Source organism: Pollutimonas bauzanensis (assembly GCF_040393045.1).
GTDB classification, from domain to species: Bacteria; Pseudomonadota; Gammaproteobacteria; order Burkholderiales; family Burkholderiaceae_B; genus Pollutimonas; species Pollutimonas bauzanensis_A.
The window spans coordinates 1-17,539 of record NZ_JBEBUX010000019.1 but is presented as its reverse complement, the minus strand read 5'-3'; the positions used below and the strand labels follow the sequence as shown (position 1 = coordinate 17,539).

15 protein-coding genes are annotated in these 17,539 nt (G+C 57.0%); 9 read left to right on the top strand and 6 right to left on the bottom strand.

Going from position 1 to position 17,539, the window contains the following annotated elements; translation table 11 throughout:
• The first annotated feature begins 54 nt into the window (after positions 1-54).
• Entirely contained in the window at positions 55-1,995 is a 1,941-nt protein-coding gene (locus ABWO67_RS04880) for a diguanylate cyclase (protein ID WP_353148334.1), read from the top strand.
• Here ABWO67_RS04880 and ABWO67_RS04875 read toward each other — a convergent pair.
• Both ABWO67_RS04875 and ABWO67_RS04870 read right to left on the bottom strand, forming a co-directional pair.
• Positions 1,987-2,487, bottom strand: a complete 501-nt coding sequence (locus tag ABWO67_RS04875) for a GNAT family N-acetyltransferase (protein ID WP_353148331.1) — start codon at positions 2,485-2,487, stop codon at positions 1,987-1,989. The two genes, ABWO67_RS04880 and ABWO67_RS04875, sit on opposite strands and share 9 nt — an antisense overlap.
• Positions 2,480-3,424 (bottom strand): LysR family transcriptional regulator, encoded by a 945-nt coding sequence (locus ABWO67_RS04870; protein WP_353148328.1) that lies wholly within the window; start codon positions 3,422-3,424, stop codon positions 2,480-2,482. The genes ABWO67_RS04875 and ABWO67_RS04870 overlap by 8 nt, the downstream gene beginning before the upstream one ends.
• Before the next feature lie 187 nt (positions 3,425-3,611).
• Here ABWO67_RS04870 and ABWO67_RS04865 point away from each other — a divergent pair, with 187 nt between their 5' ends.
• On the top strand, positions 3,612-4,616 hold the full coding sequence (locus tag ABWO67_RS04865; protein WP_353148325.1) for a tripartite tricarboxylate transporter substrate binding protein: 1,005 nt from the start codon (positions 3,612-3,614) through the stop codon (positions 4,614-4,616).
• A gap of 46 nt (positions 4,617-4,662) precedes the next feature.
• Positions 4,663-5,727 carry a maleylacetate reductase gene (locus ABWO67_RS04860; RefSeq protein WP_353148322.1) on the top strand — a complete coding sequence of 355 codons (1,065 nt, stop codon included), beginning with the start codon at positions 4,663-4,665 and terminating at the stop codon, positions 5,725-5,727.
• An 11-nt stretch (positions 5,728-5,738) separates the two neighbouring features.
• Here the strand turns inward: ABWO67_RS04860 and ABWO67_RS04855 are convergent, their stop codons facing one another.
• The 3 genes from ABWO67_RS04855 to ABWO67_RS04845 all read right to left on the bottom strand — a co-directional run bounded on the left by ABWO67_RS04855 (position 5,739) and on the right by ABWO67_RS04845 (position 10,564).
• A complete protein-coding gene (locus ABWO67_RS04855) occupies positions 5,739-7,457 on the bottom strand; it encodes a hydantoinase B/oxoprolinase family protein (protein WP_353148320.1) in 1,719 nt (572 codons plus the stop codon).
• Positions 7,450-9,504: a hydantoinase/oxoprolinase family protein gene (locus ABWO67_RS04850; protein ID WP_353148317.1), complete on the bottom strand. Its 2,055-nt coding sequence runs from the start codon at positions 9,502-9,504 to the stop codon at positions 7,450-7,452. The genes ABWO67_RS04855 and ABWO67_RS04850 overlap by 8 nt, the downstream gene beginning before the upstream one ends.
• A 76-nt stretch (positions 9,505-9,580) precedes the next feature.
• Positions 9,581-10,564, bottom strand: a complete 984-nt coding sequence (locus ABWO67_RS04845; protein ID WP_353148314.1) for a Bug family tripartite tricarboxylate transporter substrate binding protein — start codon at positions 10,562-10,564, stop codon at positions 9,581-9,583.
• A gap of 145 nt (positions 10,565-10,709) precedes the next feature.
• Between ABWO67_RS04845 and ABWO67_RS04840 the strand changes: the two genes are divergently transcribed.
• Both ABWO67_RS04840 and ABWO67_RS04835 read left to right on the top strand, forming a co-directional pair.
• Positions 10,710-11,609: a LysR family transcriptional regulator gene (locus tag ABWO67_RS04840; protein WP_353148311.1), complete on the top strand. Its 900-nt coding sequence runs from the start codon at positions 10,710-10,712 to the stop codon at positions 11,607-11,609.
• Between the two features lie 221 nt (positions 11,610-11,830).
• Positions 11,831-13,399: an ABC transporter substrate-binding protein gene (locus ABWO67_RS04835; RefSeq protein WP_353148308.1), complete on the top strand. Its 1,569-nt coding sequence runs from the start codon at positions 11,831-11,833 to the stop codon at positions 13,397-13,399.
• A gap of 15 nt (positions 13,400-13,414) precedes the next feature.
• Here the strand turns inward: ABWO67_RS04835 and ABWO67_RS04830 are convergent, their stop codons facing one another.
• Complete coding sequence (locus ABWO67_RS04830) at positions 13,415-14,332, bottom strand: LysR substrate-binding domain-containing protein (RefSeq protein ID WP_353148305.1); 918 nt, start codon at positions 14,330-14,332, stop codon at positions 13,415-13,417.
• A 19-nt stretch (positions 14,333-14,351) separates the two neighbouring features.
• Between ABWO67_RS04830 and ABWO67_RS04825 the strand changes: the two genes are divergently transcribed.
• From ABWO67_RS04825 to ABWO67_RS04810, 4 genes are all read left to right on the top strand, one after another.
• Positions 14,352-15,485 (top strand): NAD(P)/FAD-dependent oxidoreductase, encoded by a 1,134-nt coding sequence (locus ABWO67_RS04825; protein ID WP_353148303.1) that lies wholly within the window; start codon positions 14,352-14,354, stop codon positions 15,483-15,485.
• Positions 15,466-15,762 carry a (2Fe-2S)-binding protein gene (locus ABWO67_RS04820; protein ID WP_353148300.1) on the top strand — a complete coding sequence of 99 codons (297 nt, stop codon included), beginning with the start codon at positions 15,466-15,468 and terminating at the stop codon, positions 15,760-15,762. The genes ABWO67_RS04825 and ABWO67_RS04820 overlap by 20 nt, the downstream gene beginning before the upstream one ends.
• Entirely contained in the window at positions 15,759-17,159 is a 1,401-nt protein-coding gene (locus ABWO67_RS04815) for an FAD-dependent oxidoreductase (RefSeq protein WP_353148297.1), read from the top strand. The genes ABWO67_RS04820 and ABWO67_RS04815 overlap by 4 nt, the downstream gene beginning before the upstream one ends.
• A 23-nt stretch (positions 17,160-17,182) precedes the next feature.
• Positions 17,183-17,539: NAD(P)/FAD-dependent oxidoreductase (locus tag ABWO67_RS04810; RefSeq protein WP_353148294.1), on the top strand; the 357-nt coding region annotated here is incomplete at its 3' end.

The window sequence follows — 17,539 nt, the reverse complement described above, 5'->3', positions numbered from 1 at the left end:
AGGAAACGGGGGGTTTTGCATACAAACAATTACATTCCCGGTACCATGCAAAACATGTTACCCGCCCTCCATCCTGAAACCCACGCCGTATCCAAAAGGGCCAAAAAAAAGGCCCTGATGCAATGGTTCGTGCTCTGGCTTGCCTTGGCAATCCTCGGGGGAGCAATTGGGGCCAATTTATTCATTGACTACGGTCGTACAGCCGACCGCGAACAGACCAGCCTGTCGACGCAAGCGCGCATCGTCGCCCAAAACATAGAACTACAACTGGCTACCTGCAACCGGATGCTCGAAGAGTTGCTCGACGACTTGTCCATTCGACACATCAGTTACGACGCGCAAACCGGAACGCAATATCTGCAGGCTATTGCCAACGCCATGCCAGGCATTCATTCCATTGGCATCATTGATAGCGATGGAATACTGATTGCTTCTAGCCGGCCCGAAAGCCTGGGCGGTAACTTCAGCCATCTGGATTACTTCCAGACCACCAAGCGGCAGCCAAGCAGCCGGGCGATGCACGTGTCGGCGCCATACCGGGATCCCTATATTCCTCATGCGATCACCATCACCCGGGCCATCCGTGGAAGCCGAGGCGAATTTCGAGGCCTGGTGTACGCCACGCTCAATCCGGATTATTTCCACAGCCTGATGACATCGGTGCTTTCCGTGCCTGACATGTGGAATACCGCCATCCACGGCGACGGCCTGGTGTTTTTAAGCGCACCCAAGCGTGACCCGCTGAACGGCACTGACTTGGCTCAAGCCCCATCCTTCTTCACCGCCCATCGAGACAGCGGCAAGGCGACGTCAATATTCAAAGGCAAGGTGCTCAACAGCGGCAATACGCAAATAATCGCCCAGCACACCATTCAACCCGCCAGCCTGAACATGGACAAGCCGCTCATTATCGCGGTAGGCCGAGAGCGGGCGGCTATTTTTAACTCGTGGGTCAAAGCCGCGCTAGTACATGGCGGCCTGTATCTATTCATCTCCTTAATAGCGGTTCTCGGCCTCTATGCCTATCAGGCACGGCAACGCGAATTCGGCGAGAAGGAAACGCTGGCCAATGCAGCGCTTCGCGCCAGCGAAGAGAACCACAGGCTCATCGTTGAAAACACCATGGACCTTGTCGTCAAGCTGGATACCGACGGACACTTTACCTACGTCAATCCTGCCTATACGAAGCTCTATGGCGTCGATCTGGACCAGTTGCGAGACCGCGAACATGATCAGGATGTCGTGGACGACGACAAGCATTTGGCAGACATGTTCTTCAAACAATTATTTAACCCGCCCCACGCCGTGGCCTGCAATCTTCGCGAGAACACCGTCAAAGGCGTTCGCCACGTGCACTGGACGGCCCAGGCCATTCTTGACGAGTCAGGAAACGTCACAGAGGTTATCTGCATCGGACGCGACGTCACTCAGCAAATCCAGCATATGAACAAGCTAGAGGAACAGGCCCAACGAGACCAACTGACAGGCCTGGCCAACCGACGCCATTTCATGCATGTGGCAGGCGTCGAATTCGCACGTGCCCAGCGCTATCAAAACCCTCTTTCACTGTTGGCGCTGGATGCCGATCATTTCAAGAATATCAACGACACCTATGGGCACCAGGCGGGCGATATCGTACTGCAGAAATTCAGCCAGATTTTCCGCGAAGTGCTCCGTGAAGTCGATATTATCGGCCGCATCGGAGGAGAGGAGTTTTCTGTTCTGTTGCCTGAAACTGAACTCCTATCAGCCGTGGCAGTCGCAGAGCGTTTACTGGATGCAATTGTCAGCAGCAAAGTTGTACTGAGCAGTGGCGTAACAATACGCTATACGGCGTCCATCGGCGTGGCCACGCTAAGCACCACAACCGATACCCTGAGCGAGCTGCTGAATGAGGCCGATAGAGCGCTATACCAGGCAAAGAACTCTGGACGCAGCAGGGTCAATGTTGCCGGCGTATCAACAAACGTCACCGAAGAAGTACCTTTAGCCTAACAATCTGACCATATACGAAGACGCGGGCCCATAGCTGTGCAGGTTCGCCGTTTGGTTGACGCAAAGCTCTTCCATGACTTCATAGCCAAGTCTTTTCCAGAAATTGAGCGAGTCCTGAACAGAAACCAAGGCCGAATATTTCAAGCCTTCGGCCCGCGCTTTCTCCCACGCCATATCCACCAATTGCGGTCCCAAGCCGAAACCTTGGGCGCTCTTGTCGACAGCAAGATCATGGAGATAAAGGCTATCGGTTTGGGCCGGTATATCGAACGGACTACTCAATGGCGTTATGTTACCCACAACCGATCGATAACCAACCAGATATGCGCATGGGCGGTTTTTGTGTTCGGCCACCCACGCCGAATCAGGCGCGCTGTCCAGCCGAGCCCTGATGGTCGCTTCGTCTTCCAGAAGACGCGCTGGGTAACACTGCGCCTGGATATCAAGCACCTGGGCCACGTCGGCCTGAGTCATTAGCCGGAATTTATGCATAACTAGGGTTCGAAGCCCGCTCCATCGCTCGTTGCCATAACGGAGGGCTTCCAATATGTTCAATTAAATAATCAGAAAATGCGCGCAGCTTCACGCTTGCCCTTGGCAAGGCACGCAACAAATAGATGCCAGTTTCAGTTTGCGGCAACAAATCATCCAGCCGCAACTCTACTACCCGGCCGGCTCCGATGTCTTCGCCTATGGACCAATCCGGCACGAGGCCAATGCCAAGTCCCTGCAGCACGGCTTGCCGGCGCGAATCGCAATCATTGCATTGAAATGCAAAGGCCTGATCCTTCACCTGATCCTTACCAAACAACTCGCGCCAACCTCGCATGCTGGTTCTATGCCCACGGTCAATCAAACGATGGTGATTAAGATCTGGTACCGTCGCTGGCGTTCCATGATGAAGCAGATAGTCGGGCGAGGCACAAATAACGTAGCGCTGACTGGCAATGGTTTGGCTTATCAAGGAACTATCGGGCTGCTGCCCCACCCTCAACACTGCGTCCACACGGTCGACAACCGGGTCAACGATCCGCTCCGTAAGCTCCAACTCCACCCTCAATTTCGGATACTTGGCGAATAGGCCGGGCAGATGCGGTACAACATGCCTGCGCCCGAACGCAGGCAAGCAACTGACCCGAAGCATCCCCGAAACATTCTGTTCGAGGGAGATGAGTTCATCTCGTGCATCGGTCATATCCTGAAGAATTTTTATCGCCCGCTCTAGCAATAATTCCCCTGCATCTGTCAGCACCAGTGCACGCGTGGATCGCGTGAACAAACAGATGCCCAACTCCGCTTCGAGCGCATCAATCTGACGGGATACCGATGAGGCCGCCATGCCTTTGCTACGCGCCACAGCCGAAAAGCTGCAAGATTGAGCGACCTGGACGAACACAGACATGTTCTCGGCAAATTTTTCAGTTTCCATTTATGCGTACCTTGCAAAAGCATTTTGCATCCAAGCCCGATTGTGTTGGGGTTTAACAGGATATTAGACTAGAGCCTCCTTTCATCTTCGCAAAATTCACAAAAATAGACAAGCTGCACGACTCGGTTCCTCACAACATGGAGGGATCACCCGGCAGTCACGTCGTACTCGCCCGGAGGCAACCCTCATGTCCGCTACAACGAAAAACCTTTCCGTCAATCTGAAGCTGGGTCAACGATGGATCCAGGCAATTGCCGCTGCAAGCCTGAGCGTGACTTGCACCGCTACCGCGATGGCCCAGGACTATCCGTCGAAACAAGTCGTTGTTGTCGTTCCCTTTGCTCCTGGCGGCACGGTCGACAACGTAGCACGTCATGTGCAGGAAGCACTAAGCAGCAGTCTTAAACAAACGGTAATCGTGGAAAACCGCGCAGGTGCGGGCGGCACCATCGGCACCGGTACTGTCGCCAAAGCCCAACCCGATGGTTACCGCGTCGGCATGGTCTTCGACTCCTACGCGACTGAAGCGCATATTTACCCCGCCCTGCCATACTCACCTGAGAAGGATCTGACGGGTGTCTCCTACATGGTGCGCTCGCCCATGGTCTTGGTCGTACCCACTTCTTCCCCCTACAAAACGCTGCAAGACTACATCACCGCGGCCAAAACGCCCCATACCGTGTCTTACGCTTCAGTCGGCGCGGGCAGTTCCAATCATCTTGCCGCAGAGCTCTTCCACGAAACCGCAGGCACCAGCGCCTTGCATACGCCCTACAAAGGCGGCGGTCCAGCCATGACGGATCTGATGGGCGCTCATGTGGATTCCATGATCGCCAGCCTGCCTTTGGTATTGCCGCACGTCCAGGCAGGCAAGCTGCGCGCCCTGGGCGTTACCTCCCAGACTCGTGCCACGCAATTGCCCGATGTCCCGGCGATCTCGGAGACCTTCAATAATTTTGAGGTCTACTCTTGGGTCGGCATGATTGCGCCCGCAAAAACACCCGAGGCCGTCGTGAAGCGCCTGAGCGATGATGTCAACGCGGCTCTGAAAACGCCGGCGGTCTCGACCCGGCTGAACGACGCTGGATTCGAAATCGTGGCGGGCAGCCCCGAACAGATGAACGCACTGACCAGCAGCGAGTCGCAACGTTGGGGACGCCTGATCGCCGACAAGAAAATCGGTCAGCAATAACAGCAATCCCCGCTACAACCTACACTCTCGCCGCCGCCTACATGCCATGAAAAACTTTATCTATACCAGCCAAGCCCAGCGCATCCTTTTCGGACCCGGAAACCTGAAAAAGCTGAACGAAGAAGCACAAGCCCTGAGCATCAAGAAGGCTTTGGTGCTCTGCACCAAGCCTCAGCGCGGCCAGGCGGACATCGCAGCTGACCTGCTCGGTTCGTGCGCGGCGGGAGTATTCGACGAAGCCCGCATGCATGTGCCCGTTGAGACGGTCGCTGCTGCAAAGATTCGCTGCAGCGAACTGAAGATAGACGGCCTGGTCTCGATCGGAGGAGGTTCCACCGTTGGGCTTGCGAAAGCCCTGGCGCGGGAAACCGGCCTGCCCATCCTGGCCGTGCCCACGACCTACGCAGGATCGGAGATGACCCCCATTTACGGCATCACCGACAATGGGCTGAAACAGACGGGGCGCGATCCGCGTGTGCTTCCTCGCACCGTGATCTACGATCCCGACCTGACCCTTGACCTACCCGTTCCCATCAGCATCACCAGCGGGCTGAACGCGATTGCACATGCAGCAGAGGGGCTTTACGCCCAGGATGCAAATCCGATCACTAATCTCATGGCGCAAGAAGGCATCCGCGCCATCGCCCATGGCCTTACACTGATCCACACAGACCCGCATGACAACGAAGGCCGCAAGCTAGCCCTATACGGGGCCTGGCTATGCGGAACCGTATTAGGCAATGTGGGGATGGCTCTGCATCACAAGCTGTGTCACACACTTGGAGGCAGCTTCAATCTTCCTCACGCAGAAACCCATACCGTCATTCTTCCGCACGCCATGGCTTACAACGCCCCCGTGGCAGAACAGGCCATGACCGGCATTCAGGCAGCTTTAGGCGTACAGGGCACATCGGCCCCTGCCGCCCTGTTCGACCTTGCTCAGCGCCTGGGCGCACCCACCACACTGAAGGCGCTGGGCATGAAAGAGGAAGATCTGGATCGCGTCGCCGACATTGCGCTAGCCAATCCGTATTGGAATCCGCGGCCCATTGAAAGGCAGCCGCTGCGCCAGTTGCTACAGGATGCTTACGAAGGGCGGCGTCCTTCGTAAGCTTGCCAGCGTCAGCCCGTTACGACTGCGTCCTTCGTATACCCAAAATCGCGCTGGGCCCGTTCCAATGAAACCTTCCCATTGCGCACATCTTGTTCCACCAGTCCACGGGAGCGGCTTCCAGGTACACCAAAGCCGCCGCCGCCGGACGTTTCAATACGGACACTTGCGTATTGTTCGAGTGGCATGTTGGCCGTCTTGGAGAACAGTTCCTGCTCTTGTGGCGTGCCAAAGTTCTTTATAAGCTTGGCCTGACGCCCATCACCGCCCGATTCGACACCCAAAGCGCGGCCAACGACATGGTTATCCGACCGCGCTGAAAACGTGATGCCTTCTGCCCGTGCCCGAATCTGCTTGGCAATACCCAACCCACCGCGCCGGAGCCCGGCGCCGCCAGAGTCCGGAATGAGCGCGTACTCATCCACCAACAAGGGGTATTCATTTTCAAGCGCTTCAATCGGAAGATTGGAGGTATTCGTCATGTGCACGTGCACCGCATCCATGCCGTCCTTGTCGAACCGCGCACCGCTTCCGCCACCCAAGGTTTCAAGGTAAACGAAATCCCCTTCCCGCGTCCCCCAGTTGCCCGAAAATACGATTGCAGGACAACAATCATTGCTGGCCGCCATGATTTTTTCGGGCGGCAACAAGCCCTGGAAGGCACCAAATATCGCTCCGGCGACTTTCTGCGCTGTGATGCTTCGTGCGCCGACGGCCGCTGGCGGCCGAGGATTAGTGATGGTACCCGGCGGGGCATAAATGCTGATGGGCGCGAACAGCCCCGCATTAGGCGCTATGTCGGGATCCAGGATGGCCTTGACGGCATAGTAGACAGACGCCTTCATCGCGCTGAGCGGCAAGTTCATGGCGCCGCGGGCCTGCCCGCTGGATCCTGTGAAGTCAAAATGCAGACTGCCGCCATCGACGGTAAGGGCCACGCAGATGGCCACGGGATCACCGCCGCCCAGGCCATCGTCGTCCATATAGGACTTATAGTTATAGGTTCCCGGCTTCAGCTCTTCGATCCGATTCATCACCCGGCGCTGGGTGTAGTTGATGAAATCGTCGATTGACTGTTTGACTGCCTGTATTCCCATCTGCTCAATCAGCGACGTCAGGGCTTGCGCGCCGCGCGCGTTAGTTCCGATTTGCACGTTCAGGTCCAGCCGCCGCTCTTCGGGATCGCGCGTGTTGTTGCAAATGATGCGCAGCAAATCCTCATTCAACGTGTGCCCGGACACGATGCGGCACGCAGGAATTCGGATGCCTTCCTCGAAGATAGACTTCGATCCGCCCGCGATCGAACCAGGCACCGTACCGCCGACATCGGAATGGTGAGCAATATTGGCTGTGAAGAAGCTCAGTTCGCCCTCCCAGAATACGGGAGTAACAATATTGATGTCCGGTAAATGACTGCCATTGGACAAGTAGGGGTCGTTGCAGATGAACACATCGCCCTCTTTAATATCCACGATAGGGAAGTCATTCAACACCGACTCTACCGCTCCGTTGAGCGAGCCCAGATGCAAGGGAATTTGCGTTCCCTGCGCCACGAGCCTGCCTTGCACGTCGAACAAGGCGACCGAACAATCCTTGCGCTCTTTAATATTGGTCGAGAACGACGAGCGAATCAGCGTATTGTTCATGTCTTCCGTAATCGTCAGAAGACGGTTGCAGAACACTTCCATGCCAATAGGATCGGCGATCTTCAGTTCTGTATTCTTACTCATCGTCCTTTGCCCCTAGTCGTATGATTAAATTTCCATAAGCATCAATTTCAGCTTTGTGGCCAACGCCTATAAGTGTCGTAGAACTCATTTCCTCGAGGATCGCGGGGCCATCGACAATGGCATCCGAAGGCATCAAGGATCGGTCGTAAACCTTGGCCTCGACCCACCCGTGCTCCCGGTTCACGTACACCTGCCGGCTATGGAGATACGCGTCGGCCAGGGTCGTGTCCACTTTCCGCTCGGACAAGGACACCTTGACCACTCGTCCGACGGCCTGCAGGCGCAAGTTGATGATGTGTATCTTGCGCGCCGGGAGCTTATAGCCGTACTCTCGGTGATGAATCTGCTGGAACTCCTCCAGGAAATACGCATAGGTCGGATCCGTGCCTTCGGGGAAGGGAATCTGAATTTCGAAGTTCTGGCCTTCGTACCGGGCATCGATGGAAAGACGAAGAACCCGATGCTCGGCATCAATGTTTTCAGAGTCCAGCCAATCGTTCGCCTGCACCACCAGGCCGGAGAACGACGCCATGACCCTATCCCACAATTCCGCTGAAGCGACGCTGATATCGCTCTTCACGAAGTCGAAGGAAATGTCAGCCAGCAAGACGCCCCGCGCGCACATGGTCCCAGGCTCCTGCGGCACGATGACGACCGGAATGCCGCACTCTTCGGCCACTTCTACCGCGTGCAAAGGCCCCGCACCGCCATAGGCGAATAGCGCAAATTTGCTAAGGTTGTAGCCTTTCTCGGTCGACACGGACCGAATAGCGCGACTCATATTGGCCGTCGCAATACGCAGGATTCCCTCGGCCGCCTCTTCAATGGACAATGACAGGGGTTCGGCCACCTGTTTCCGGATGGCCTCCTTCGCCTCCGCCGCAAATACCGGCATTTTTCCGCGCAACAGCGTATGGGGGTTCAGGCGCTGTAGTGTGACCTCGGCATCCGTGATGGTAGGCTCCTGCCCGCCACGCCCGTATGCAACCGGGCCAGGTACGGCGCCCGCACTGTGAGGCCCAACTTTCAGCGCCCCCGCATCATCGCGCCAAGCGATGCTTCCGCCCCCTGCGCCAATGACATGAATGTCCACCATGGGTGTCTTCACCGGATAACCGGCAACATTCCGGTGCGAGGTAAAAACGGCACGCCCCTGCTGAATCAGCGAGACATCAGTACTGGTACCTCCCACGTCGAAGGTCACCAGATCGGGGTGGCCGATGGCAGCGCCAATAATCGCCGCGCCCACTACGCCAGCGGCCGGCCCCGATAAGCACGTACGCACGGGATAGTTACGCACCGACTCCATCGACATCAGGCCGCCGTTCGAGTGTACGGTTCTAGGTTCATTGGCAATACCCAACTCGGTCGCGCGCGACAGGAAGCGATCCAGATAGCGCGACATCTTCGGACCTATCGTGGCGTTCAGCACCGTGGTGGACAGGCGCTCATATTCGCGGAACTCCGGCAAAATATCGCTGGACAGGCTGATGTATGCCTCGGGCATGATCTCGAGCACGAGCTCTTTCGCCCGACGTTCATGATCCGGATTCTTGTAGGCATGGAGAAAACAAATCGTGACCGCGCCGACGTTTTTTTCCGCTAGAAAACGGGTTGCCTGTCTGACTTGATCCTCGTCCAGGACCTCCAACACATTCCCGTCCGAATCCACGCGCTCAGAGACTTCCATACGCAGCTCACGCGGGACCAGCACGTCGGGCTTCTGGACGTTGTAGTCGTATAGATGGGGCCGAACCTGCCTTCCTATTTCCAGAATATCCCGGAAGCCGCGGGTGGTAATCAGACCGACTACGGCGCCTTTCCGCTCGATAATAAGATTAGTCGCCACCGTGGTGCCATGGCCAATATGAGAAACTTCAGACGGTGACACCCGCTGCTCTTGCAGCATTTCCGCCATGCCCGAGATAATGGCTTCAGACGGGTCGTGAGGAGTCGATGGCGTCTTGTAGAACGACACCTCGCCGTCCTCGCTGATCATCGAGAGATCGGTGAAGGTTCCACCTACGTCAATACCTATGCGATACATGTGAGTTCCTGACAATATGCTCCGCTGGCCCTGCGCAATGGCGCAAGACCCAACGAACATGCTTTAAGGGGATTAGTTAATCAAGCTTGATGTTGGCCTGCTTGGTGACACCGCACCATTTCGCGACCTCGCTGGTCACCATAGCCTTGAAATCGTCGCCGACGATATCCGAGGGCTCGGCACCCTGATCCAATAGATATTGCTTCAACGGACCGTGGTTGATCGTCGCGGCCAACGCTTTTCCGAGCCGTTCAGTGATCTCTGGAGGCAAGTTGGCCGGGCCGAATATACCGAACCAGACCATGGCTTCGAAACCGGGATAGCCCTGCTCTGCGACGGTTGGCACATCAGGCAACAACAACGACCGCGTGCTGGATGTCACCGCCAGCGCCTTCAGCTTCTTGTCTTTAATGTAGGGATAAGACGTCATCACTACATCCATCATCGAGTCCACCTGTCCGCCAACCAGATCAATCAAGGCCGGTCCCGAACCTCTGTAAGGCGCATGGATCATCGTAATACCCGCCGTCGAGAGGAATAGTTCAGCGGCAAGATGATTCGACGTCCCTACCCCGTTCGACGCGAAGGAATACTTTTGCGGATCCTTTTTCACCAGATCGACAAATTCCTTCAGCGTATTGGCCGGCACGGATTGATTCACCTCAAGCACATTGGGAATGGTCGCCACGACCGCCAACGGCGTGAAATCTTTCACCGGGTCGTAGGCCAACGACGGGTAGACACAGGAAGCCGAGGCATTCGTGCTGACGGTGCCCATCAAAATGGTATAGCCGTCCGCCGGCTGCCGGGCGACATAGGCCGTTCCGATCGTGCCGCCTGCGCCCGCCTTATTCTCGACAATCACGTTGGCCTTCAGTTCTTTGGCGACACCCTCGGCGAGCTTACGGGCGACGAGATCCGTGGATCCGCCCGCAGCAAAAGGAACCACCATTTTTATAACTTGATCGTCGGGCCATGCGGCCTGAGCAGGCACGGCCAGCATAAATGACGCGGTGCCGAACGCGACGATCAGAAAACGCTTAAGTCGATATTTCGTCATGAGTTTGCTCTTCAGGTGTTGGGTTTTCACGCTGCATGGTGAAAATGATACGGATAATCAACCAGATATACATAGACCATGTCTATTGTTCTATTGATTACAAAAATACTAAAATACGATCTCGTTCGTAAGGAGACATGGCATCGTGGCGAAACCAGACCTGAACCTTTTGGTTCAATTCGATGCATTAATGCAGACCAAAAGCGTATCGAAAGCCGCCGACAGGCTTGGGCTTACTCAACCGTCAATGAGCGCGGCATTGATACGTCTGCGTGCATTGTTCCATGATCCATTGCTGAGTCGGGAAGGGTCGGTGTGGATACCGACCCAGAAAGCGATCGAGTTGCACCAGGACATGAAGCCTTTGCTCGACAAATGGTCGGCACACACCTCTGTTGAAGAGGAGTTCCATCCGCTTTACTCGCATCGAACGCTCGTTTTGTATGCCACGGATTATGTGCAATTCAAGATGGTGCCCAAGCTCGTTGCCGGACTGTCCAAAGATGCACCCCATTTTCATCTGAAGGTGGTGCCGGCCAAGCCTTTGCATGGCCTCAATATGCTGGACACCAACCATGCAGAACTGATTGCCGGATACTTTCCGGCGGCCACGCCAGAATTAAGGACGCGCTTCCTGTTCAACGAGCCCGTCAAATGCATCGTCAGAAACGGACATCCTTGCCTTCAACAGAAATGGACACTGAACGAGTACCTGAAACATGGCCACATCGACTTGTCCGCCCACACAGGCTTTTTTAGTCGGGAGATCGAGTCCCTGCTCACTGACCAGCCCAAAAAGCGCAGAGTCGTCGCCACACTGTCCAGCTACCTGGTGTGCCCCCATGTCGTCGAGCAATCCGACCTGATCGCCACAGTCCCTGGCAGCATCGCGGTGGAAGCAAAAAAGACACGAAAAATTCAGATCCTGGATGTTCCGTTCAAGATTCCGACGCTGTCCATTTCCCTGTACTGGCATGAACGTCACCAGACGGATTTAGCTCATGGATGGTTGCGCCAATATATTTCCAGTTTGGATCTGACCTAACGAAAGTACCAAGGCAGCGCCTTAGTGAAAACCCCAGCTTTTGTAAAGAGGGCGCATAGGTAGTAACCCGGATGCCTAGCGGCAGCGTCCTAGGAGAACACCTCTTATCCCGCTACCTCATAACCTTTAGGAATACATTGGTTCAATAAAGGACTTTGACGTCACTTTGCTACCTGTCTAGGATTGGCTTTGTTACAGCCACATTAAAACCAGGGGCAACCATGAAACTAAAAACGCTGTCTGTCTTAACGTCCACCGTGCTGGCCTTGAGCGCAAGCTTGTCTTCTTCTGTCTACGCACAGGACCCAGAACGACCCATGCTGCGAATCAGCTCGGGCGCAGCCGATAACGCCACGCTCGACCCACATCGCGCCACCTCCACGGCAGACAAGGGCGTCGCGAGCCAAATGTTCGATGGCCTCGTTCGCTTTGCACCGGGCAGCGCCGATCCCACCAAGCTGGAGGCTGATCTGGCCGAAAGCTGGGAAGCGTCGAAAGACAGCACCGTCTGGACGTTCAAGCTGCGCAAAGGCGTCAAGTTTCACGGGGGCTACGGTGAGGTCAAGGCCGAAGACGTCGTCTATTCCCTGGAACGCGCGGCAGACCCGAAGCGCTCGAGTTTTGCCGCGACCTTCAATGGCGTCGAAAAATTTGAAGCGGTTGATGATTACACGGTGCGCGTGACCCTAAAGTATCCGGACTCGGGCTTCCTTGGACGCGTGTCGGATTATCACGGCGGGAATATCGTCAGCAAGGCGGCAGCCGAGAAGCTGGGCACCAAGTTCGGCGCATCTCCCATCGGCACGGGTCCTTTCGCCTTTGGCAAACATGTGACCCAGCAGTATGTGCAGCTGGTCGCCAACGACGAGTATTACCGCGGCAAGCCGAAAATCGCTGGCATCACTTACCGCATGATTCCTTCCGATAGCGCACGGGATCTGGCTTTCTCATCGCAAGAAATCGACATCATCCAAGGTAAGCGCGAACAGCGCTGGGTGGAGCGTGCTCGCAAGCGGGACGTGAATGTCGACATTTTCGAACCGGCAGAATTTCGGATCCTGCATCTGAACCGCAACATTAAGCCACTGGACAACGTCAAAGTACGCCAGGCGATCGCAGAGGCCGTCAACGTGGACGAGATCATTCGTTATGCCGGCAAGGACGTAGCATCCAAGGGTTGCTCCATCGTGCCCGAAGGCTATCTGGGCCACGATTGCGGCTCAGGCGCCTACAAACACGACCCCGAGCACGCCAAGGCCTTGCTGGCCGAGGCGGGCTTCCCCAAGGGCATAGAGATCAAGTCCATCGTGTCAAATATCTCGGCCCAACTGCCCATTATGGAAATCGTGCAGTCGCAGTTGGCCAAGTCCGGCATCAAGCTAGAGCTGGAAGTGGTGGATCATGCAACGTATCAAGCGCGCAGCCGTCAAGATCAGAGCGCAATCGTGTTCTACGGCGCGGCCCGCTTCCCGAATGCCGATGCCTACTTGTCCGAGTTCTTTGACTCAGCCGCGGCGATCGGTTCCCCCACTGCCATGTCAAACTTCTCGCACTGTGCGGTGGCCGATGAAAGCATACGGGCGGCGCGTGTTGAGCCTGATGATGCCAAGCAGTTGGCTCTGTGGAAAGACGCACAAGCGAAGATACACGCAGACGTGTGCAGCATTCCGCTCTTCGGCCTGAAACAGGTGTGGGCACATGGCAGCAATGTGGACTATGGCTACAAACTGGATGGTTCGCTGAACTTGTCGCCACCGATCACGGAAAAGACCTCCGTGAAGGCCCAGTAAGCCGCGACGGCCGGATCATTGTCCATGAAGCAGTTCATTCGACACTTCTTGAGCCACCACTCGGGCCTCATGCATGAACGCCTCGATGAGGCGGGCATTGCGGGAGGTCCGCATGCGGCACAACTGAAACTTGAAGTAGATCTCAGGATCGAACCGGCGCAGTGCGATACGGCCCTGCGTGCCTTCGGCAAACAGCGGATGAATCAAAGACACGCCCATGCCGGCCGCGACAAATTCGCATACCGTTGGCGCGGTCACCGTGTCGAGCACGTAATTCCGTGTAGCACCGACCGCATCGAAGGCCTTCTGGACCAATTCGTCGGTCTGGCTTCCTGTCGCAAACGACACGAAAGGCACACCGTCCAGGTCAGACGCGCGGATAACCCGTTTTTTGGTCAATACATGATTCATCGGCATGGCACAAAACAGCGGCGAGGAAATCAACGGTTCGCGGTCGATGTAGGGGTTCTCTACCCGGCTGCCAACCAACGCCACGTCGATCTGCCGCGTGACAAGCCAATCGGCCAGGAACTGCGAGCCTCTCGTCTGGATCGATACATGAACATTGGGATGGGACTTGATGAAATTCATGGTGACGCGGCGCACGAACGAACCCGACAAGGCGGGCATGACGCCTACCGTCAGTTGCCGCTGCTCGTCGCGGCGTATCGAATCAACGGCTTGTTCAAGCTGGCGCAGGCCGGTGAAGACCCGGTCGATCTCTTCATACAGGCGCATCCCATGACTCGTGGGCGCAAGCTTGCCTCGCACCCGGTCGAACAGGTTCAGGCCCGTATCTTCTTCCAGTTTGCTCAGCAGCTTGCTGACAGCGGGTTGGGACACAAACAGCGCATCGGCCGCGCGGCTGACAGTGCCCAGCTCGATCACCGCCTTAAACGCCTCGACCTGTCGAAGGTTGAGCGACTTATTCATACTTTTCCATCAAATCAACATGCCAATATCTGAATCTTATGACGTAATTGTCATCGGCGCTGGCATGGTGGGTGCCGCCATCGCTTATGGCCTGGCCAATGACCACACTCGGGTGCTGGTTCTGGACGGCGGCGATGCAGACTTTCGAGCCGCCAAAGCAAATTTCGGCCTGGTATGGGTGCAAGGCAAAGGTTACGGTAACCCGGCATATCAACGGCTTTCGCACGAAGCCGCCCAGTTGTGGCCCGTCTTCGCCGACCAGTTGATGGACGAGACCGGCATATGCCTGGACTACGAAAGCAAGGGCGGCTTGAATTTCTGCGTGGGCGAATCTCAACTGCAAGCACGCCGGACACGGCTGTCGCAATGGCACGAAGAAACGCCCGAACATGAGCCCTGTACGCAGATCCTGGATCGGACGGATTTACAAAAGCTGTTGCCTGGCGTGCGCCTGGGCAACGACGTAAGCGGGGCGAGTTTCGGTGCCACCGATGGGCATGTCAATCCGCTGCGCTTGCTGGCGGCTTTGCAGAAAGGCCTGGTTCGGCACGGAGGAACTTTACTGGGTAACCACGCCGTGGATCGCATAGTACCGTTGAGCCAGGGCGGTTTTTCGGTACAGACCCGTCATCGGCAGTTCGACGCAGCACAAATCATCATTGCGGCAGGGCTGGGCTCGTCCGCCTTGGGTCCCATGGTCGGGCTGGATGTGCCCCTGCGCCCGCAACGCGGGCAGCTGATGGTTACCGAGAGGCTGGCACCACTATTGCCGCTGCCAGCCAGCGGCCTGCGTCAGACCCGCGAAGGTACGGTGATGATAGGGCTGACCCAGGAAGACGTAGGCTTCAATCTTGGCACGACCTCATCGGCCGCCGCCCAAATGAGCCGGCAGGCGCTACAAGTACTGCCCGATCTGGCCAGCGCCCGTCTGATACGGCAATGGTCATGCTTGCGCATCATGACGCCCGACGGCTGTCCGGTTTATGCGGAGTCTGCTGAATACCCTGGCGCGTGGATCGCGCTATGTCACTCCGGCGTCACGTTGGCGTCCTTCCACGCGGGACCCTTGGCGAATTGCCTGCACAACGCGAAGCTGGAGTCCCGTCTGAATTTTTTTCATCATGAGCGATTCAATGTTTCATCAATTGAGTAATCCCGGCGCGCAAGCGCTTACCTTGACCATCGACGGCCAGCGCGTCACGGCCAGTCCCGGCGAGACCGTTGCCTCGGTGTTGTTGCGGCAGGATTCGCCTGTGGCCCGCAGTACGCCTGTGCACGGCAACCCGCGCGCCCCTTACTGCATGATGGGTGTCTGCTTTGATTGCCTCGCCACGGTGGACGGGGTTGCATCCACACAGACCTGTCTGGTCACCGTCCGTGACGGCATGGCCGTCGAACGCCAGCATGGCAAGCGGAGCATCACAGCATGACGCGCAAATACGATCTGACGATTATTGGATCCGGCCCCGCCGGTATGAGCGCTGCCATTCGCGCTTCGAGTCTCGGGCTGAAAACGTTGGTAATCGATGAGCAACAAGCTCCCGGCGGCCAGATCTGGCGCGCTGTAGAAGCGGTTGCGGACACAGAAACCGGCAAACTGCTGGGCGACGAATACCGCGCCGGACAGGCCGTGGCGCAAGCGTTCAGGCGCTGTGGCGCCGAGTACCAGCCCAACACGCAGGTATGGCAGCTGGAGCCAGGCTGGCATATTTACATGAGCTCGGCCCAGAAAGCCGAAATCGTGCAAGCCGACAACGTATTGCTGGCGACGGGTGCGCAAGAGCGGCCAGCGCCCTTTCCTGGCTGGACCTTGCCGGGCGTGATGACCGTCGGCGCAGCCCAGATTACCTTGAAGGTGTCGCAGCAGATTCCGACAGATCCGGTCTGGATAGCAGGAAGCGGACCATTGGTGCTGTTGTACATGACGCAGTTACTGAAAGCCGGCGGAAAGATCGCTGGCTGGCTGGACACGGCACCTGCAAGCAGCTGGCGCCGCGGTATGCCGCACTTTCTGGCGGCTATGGGAAGCTGGCGCGACATGCGCAAGGGATATCAATGGATCAAGGGGCTGCAAGCTGCCAAGGTACCCATTCTTCGCGGTGTGCGCCAGTTTCGTGCGGAAGGTGAAGGCCGACTGACCCACGTCGAGTACGAAAGCAGCGATGGCGCGACGCATCGTGTGCCCGCCAAATTATTACTGGTACATGAGGGTGTCGTGCCGTCCATACACATCACCCGGTCTCTTGAGTGCACCCATACATGGCTGCCTGCGCAGGCATGTATGGCGCCCAACGTGGACAACTGGGGCCAAACCAGTCAGGCCGGCGTGTTCGCGGCCGGCGACGCGACAGGCATCGGCGGTGCGCGTGCCGCGCAAGTACGCGGTGAGATTGCGGCGATCGGTGTGGCGCTGCGCCTCAAGAAGATATCCGAACAGCAAGCCGAACAGCTCGCCCTGCCTCTACGCAAGAAACTGGACAAAGAACTTGCTATACGGCCCATGCTGGACGCCATGTATCCTCCGGATCGGCGCGTGTTCCAACCCTCCGACGACACTATCGTGTGCCGTTGTGAAGAGTTGACCGCAGGCGACATCCGGGCAGCAGCCAAAATAGGGAAACCCGGTCCGAATCAGATCAAGTCGATCACACGGGCCGGCATGGGACCTTGCCAGGGTCGCCAATGCGGCTACACCATCGCCCATATCCTGGCGGCAGAACAAAAGTGCGACGTCAGCGAGGTGGGCTTCTACCGCATTCGACCGCCTCTGAAACCATTGACACTGGGCGAACTTGCCTCGCTGGATATCGGAGACGACCTGCCATGACGAGCCATATCTATGACGTCGCCGTGATCGGAGGCGGCCTGCACGGTTTGTCGTCGGCCCTCCATCTGGCGCGTGCCGGTAAGCGCGTGATCGTGATAGAACGGGCCTGGGTCGGCCGCCACGCCTCAGGCGCGACCGCCGCCGGCGTACGAACCCTGAACCGCGACCGCGGAGAGCTCGACTTGTCTCTGGAATCCATGGAGATGTGGCATGGGCTCCAGTCGCTGGTGGGTGACAACTGCGGCTTTAATCCCAGCGGCCAGATCTGCGTTGCCGAGAGCCAAGCCTCGCTGAATAGCCTTGAGTCGCGCGTGGCCTCCTTGCGCCAGGACGGCTATACCCACGAAGAATTGATCGGCCCCGACGAACTGCGTCGCTGG

Coding starts and splice junctions, on each gene's coding strand:
- ABWO67_RS04860 (WP_353148322.1), top strand. CDS start 4,663: ATGAAAAACTTTATCTATACCAGCCAAGCCCAGCGCATCCTTTTCGGA.
- ABWO67_RS04825 (WP_353148303.1), top strand. CDS start 14,352: ATGCCAATATCTGAATCTTATGACGTAATTGTCATCGGCGCTGGCATG.
- ABWO67_RS04835 (WP_353148308.1), top strand. CDS start 11,831: ATGAAACTAAAAACGCTGTCTGTCTTAACGTCCACCGTGCTGGCCTTG.
- ABWO67_RS04880 (WP_353148334.1), top strand. CDS start 55: ATGTTACCCGCCCTCCATCCTGAAACCCACGCCGTATCCAAAAGGGCC.
- ABWO67_RS04850 (WP_353148317.1), bottom strand. CDS start 9,504: ATGTATCGCATAGGTATTGACGTAGGTGGAACCTTCACCGATCTCTCG.
- ABWO67_RS04865 (WP_353148325.1), top strand. CDS start 3,612: ATGTCCGCTACAACGAAAAACCTTTCCGTCAATCTGAAGCTGGGTCAA.
- ABWO67_RS04875 (WP_353148331.1), bottom strand. CDS start 2,487: ATGCATAAATTCCGGCTAATGACTCAGGCCGACGTGGCCCAGGTGCTT.
- ABWO67_RS04870 (WP_353148328.1), bottom strand. CDS start 3,424: ATGGAAACTGAAAAATTTGCCGAGAACATGTCTGTGTTCGTCCAGGTC.
- ABWO67_RS04815 (WP_353148297.1), top strand. CDS start 15,759: ATGACGCGCAAATACGATCTGACGATTATTGGATCCGGCCCCGCCGGT.
- ABWO67_RS04855 (WP_353148320.1), bottom strand. CDS start 7,457: ATGAGTAAGAATACAGAACTGAAGATCGCCGATCCTATTGGCATGGAA.
- ABWO67_RS04830 (WP_353148305.1), bottom strand. CDS start 14,332: ATGAATAAGTCGCTCAACCTTCGACAGGTCGAGGCGTTTAAGGCGGTG.
- ABWO67_RS04845 (WP_353148314.1), bottom strand. CDS start 10,564: ATGACGAAATATCGACTTAAGCGTTTTCTGATCGTCGCGTTCGGCACC.
- ABWO67_RS04820 (WP_353148300.1), top strand. CDS start 15,466: ATGTTTCATCAATTGAGTAATCCCGGCGCGCAAGCGCTTACCTTGACC.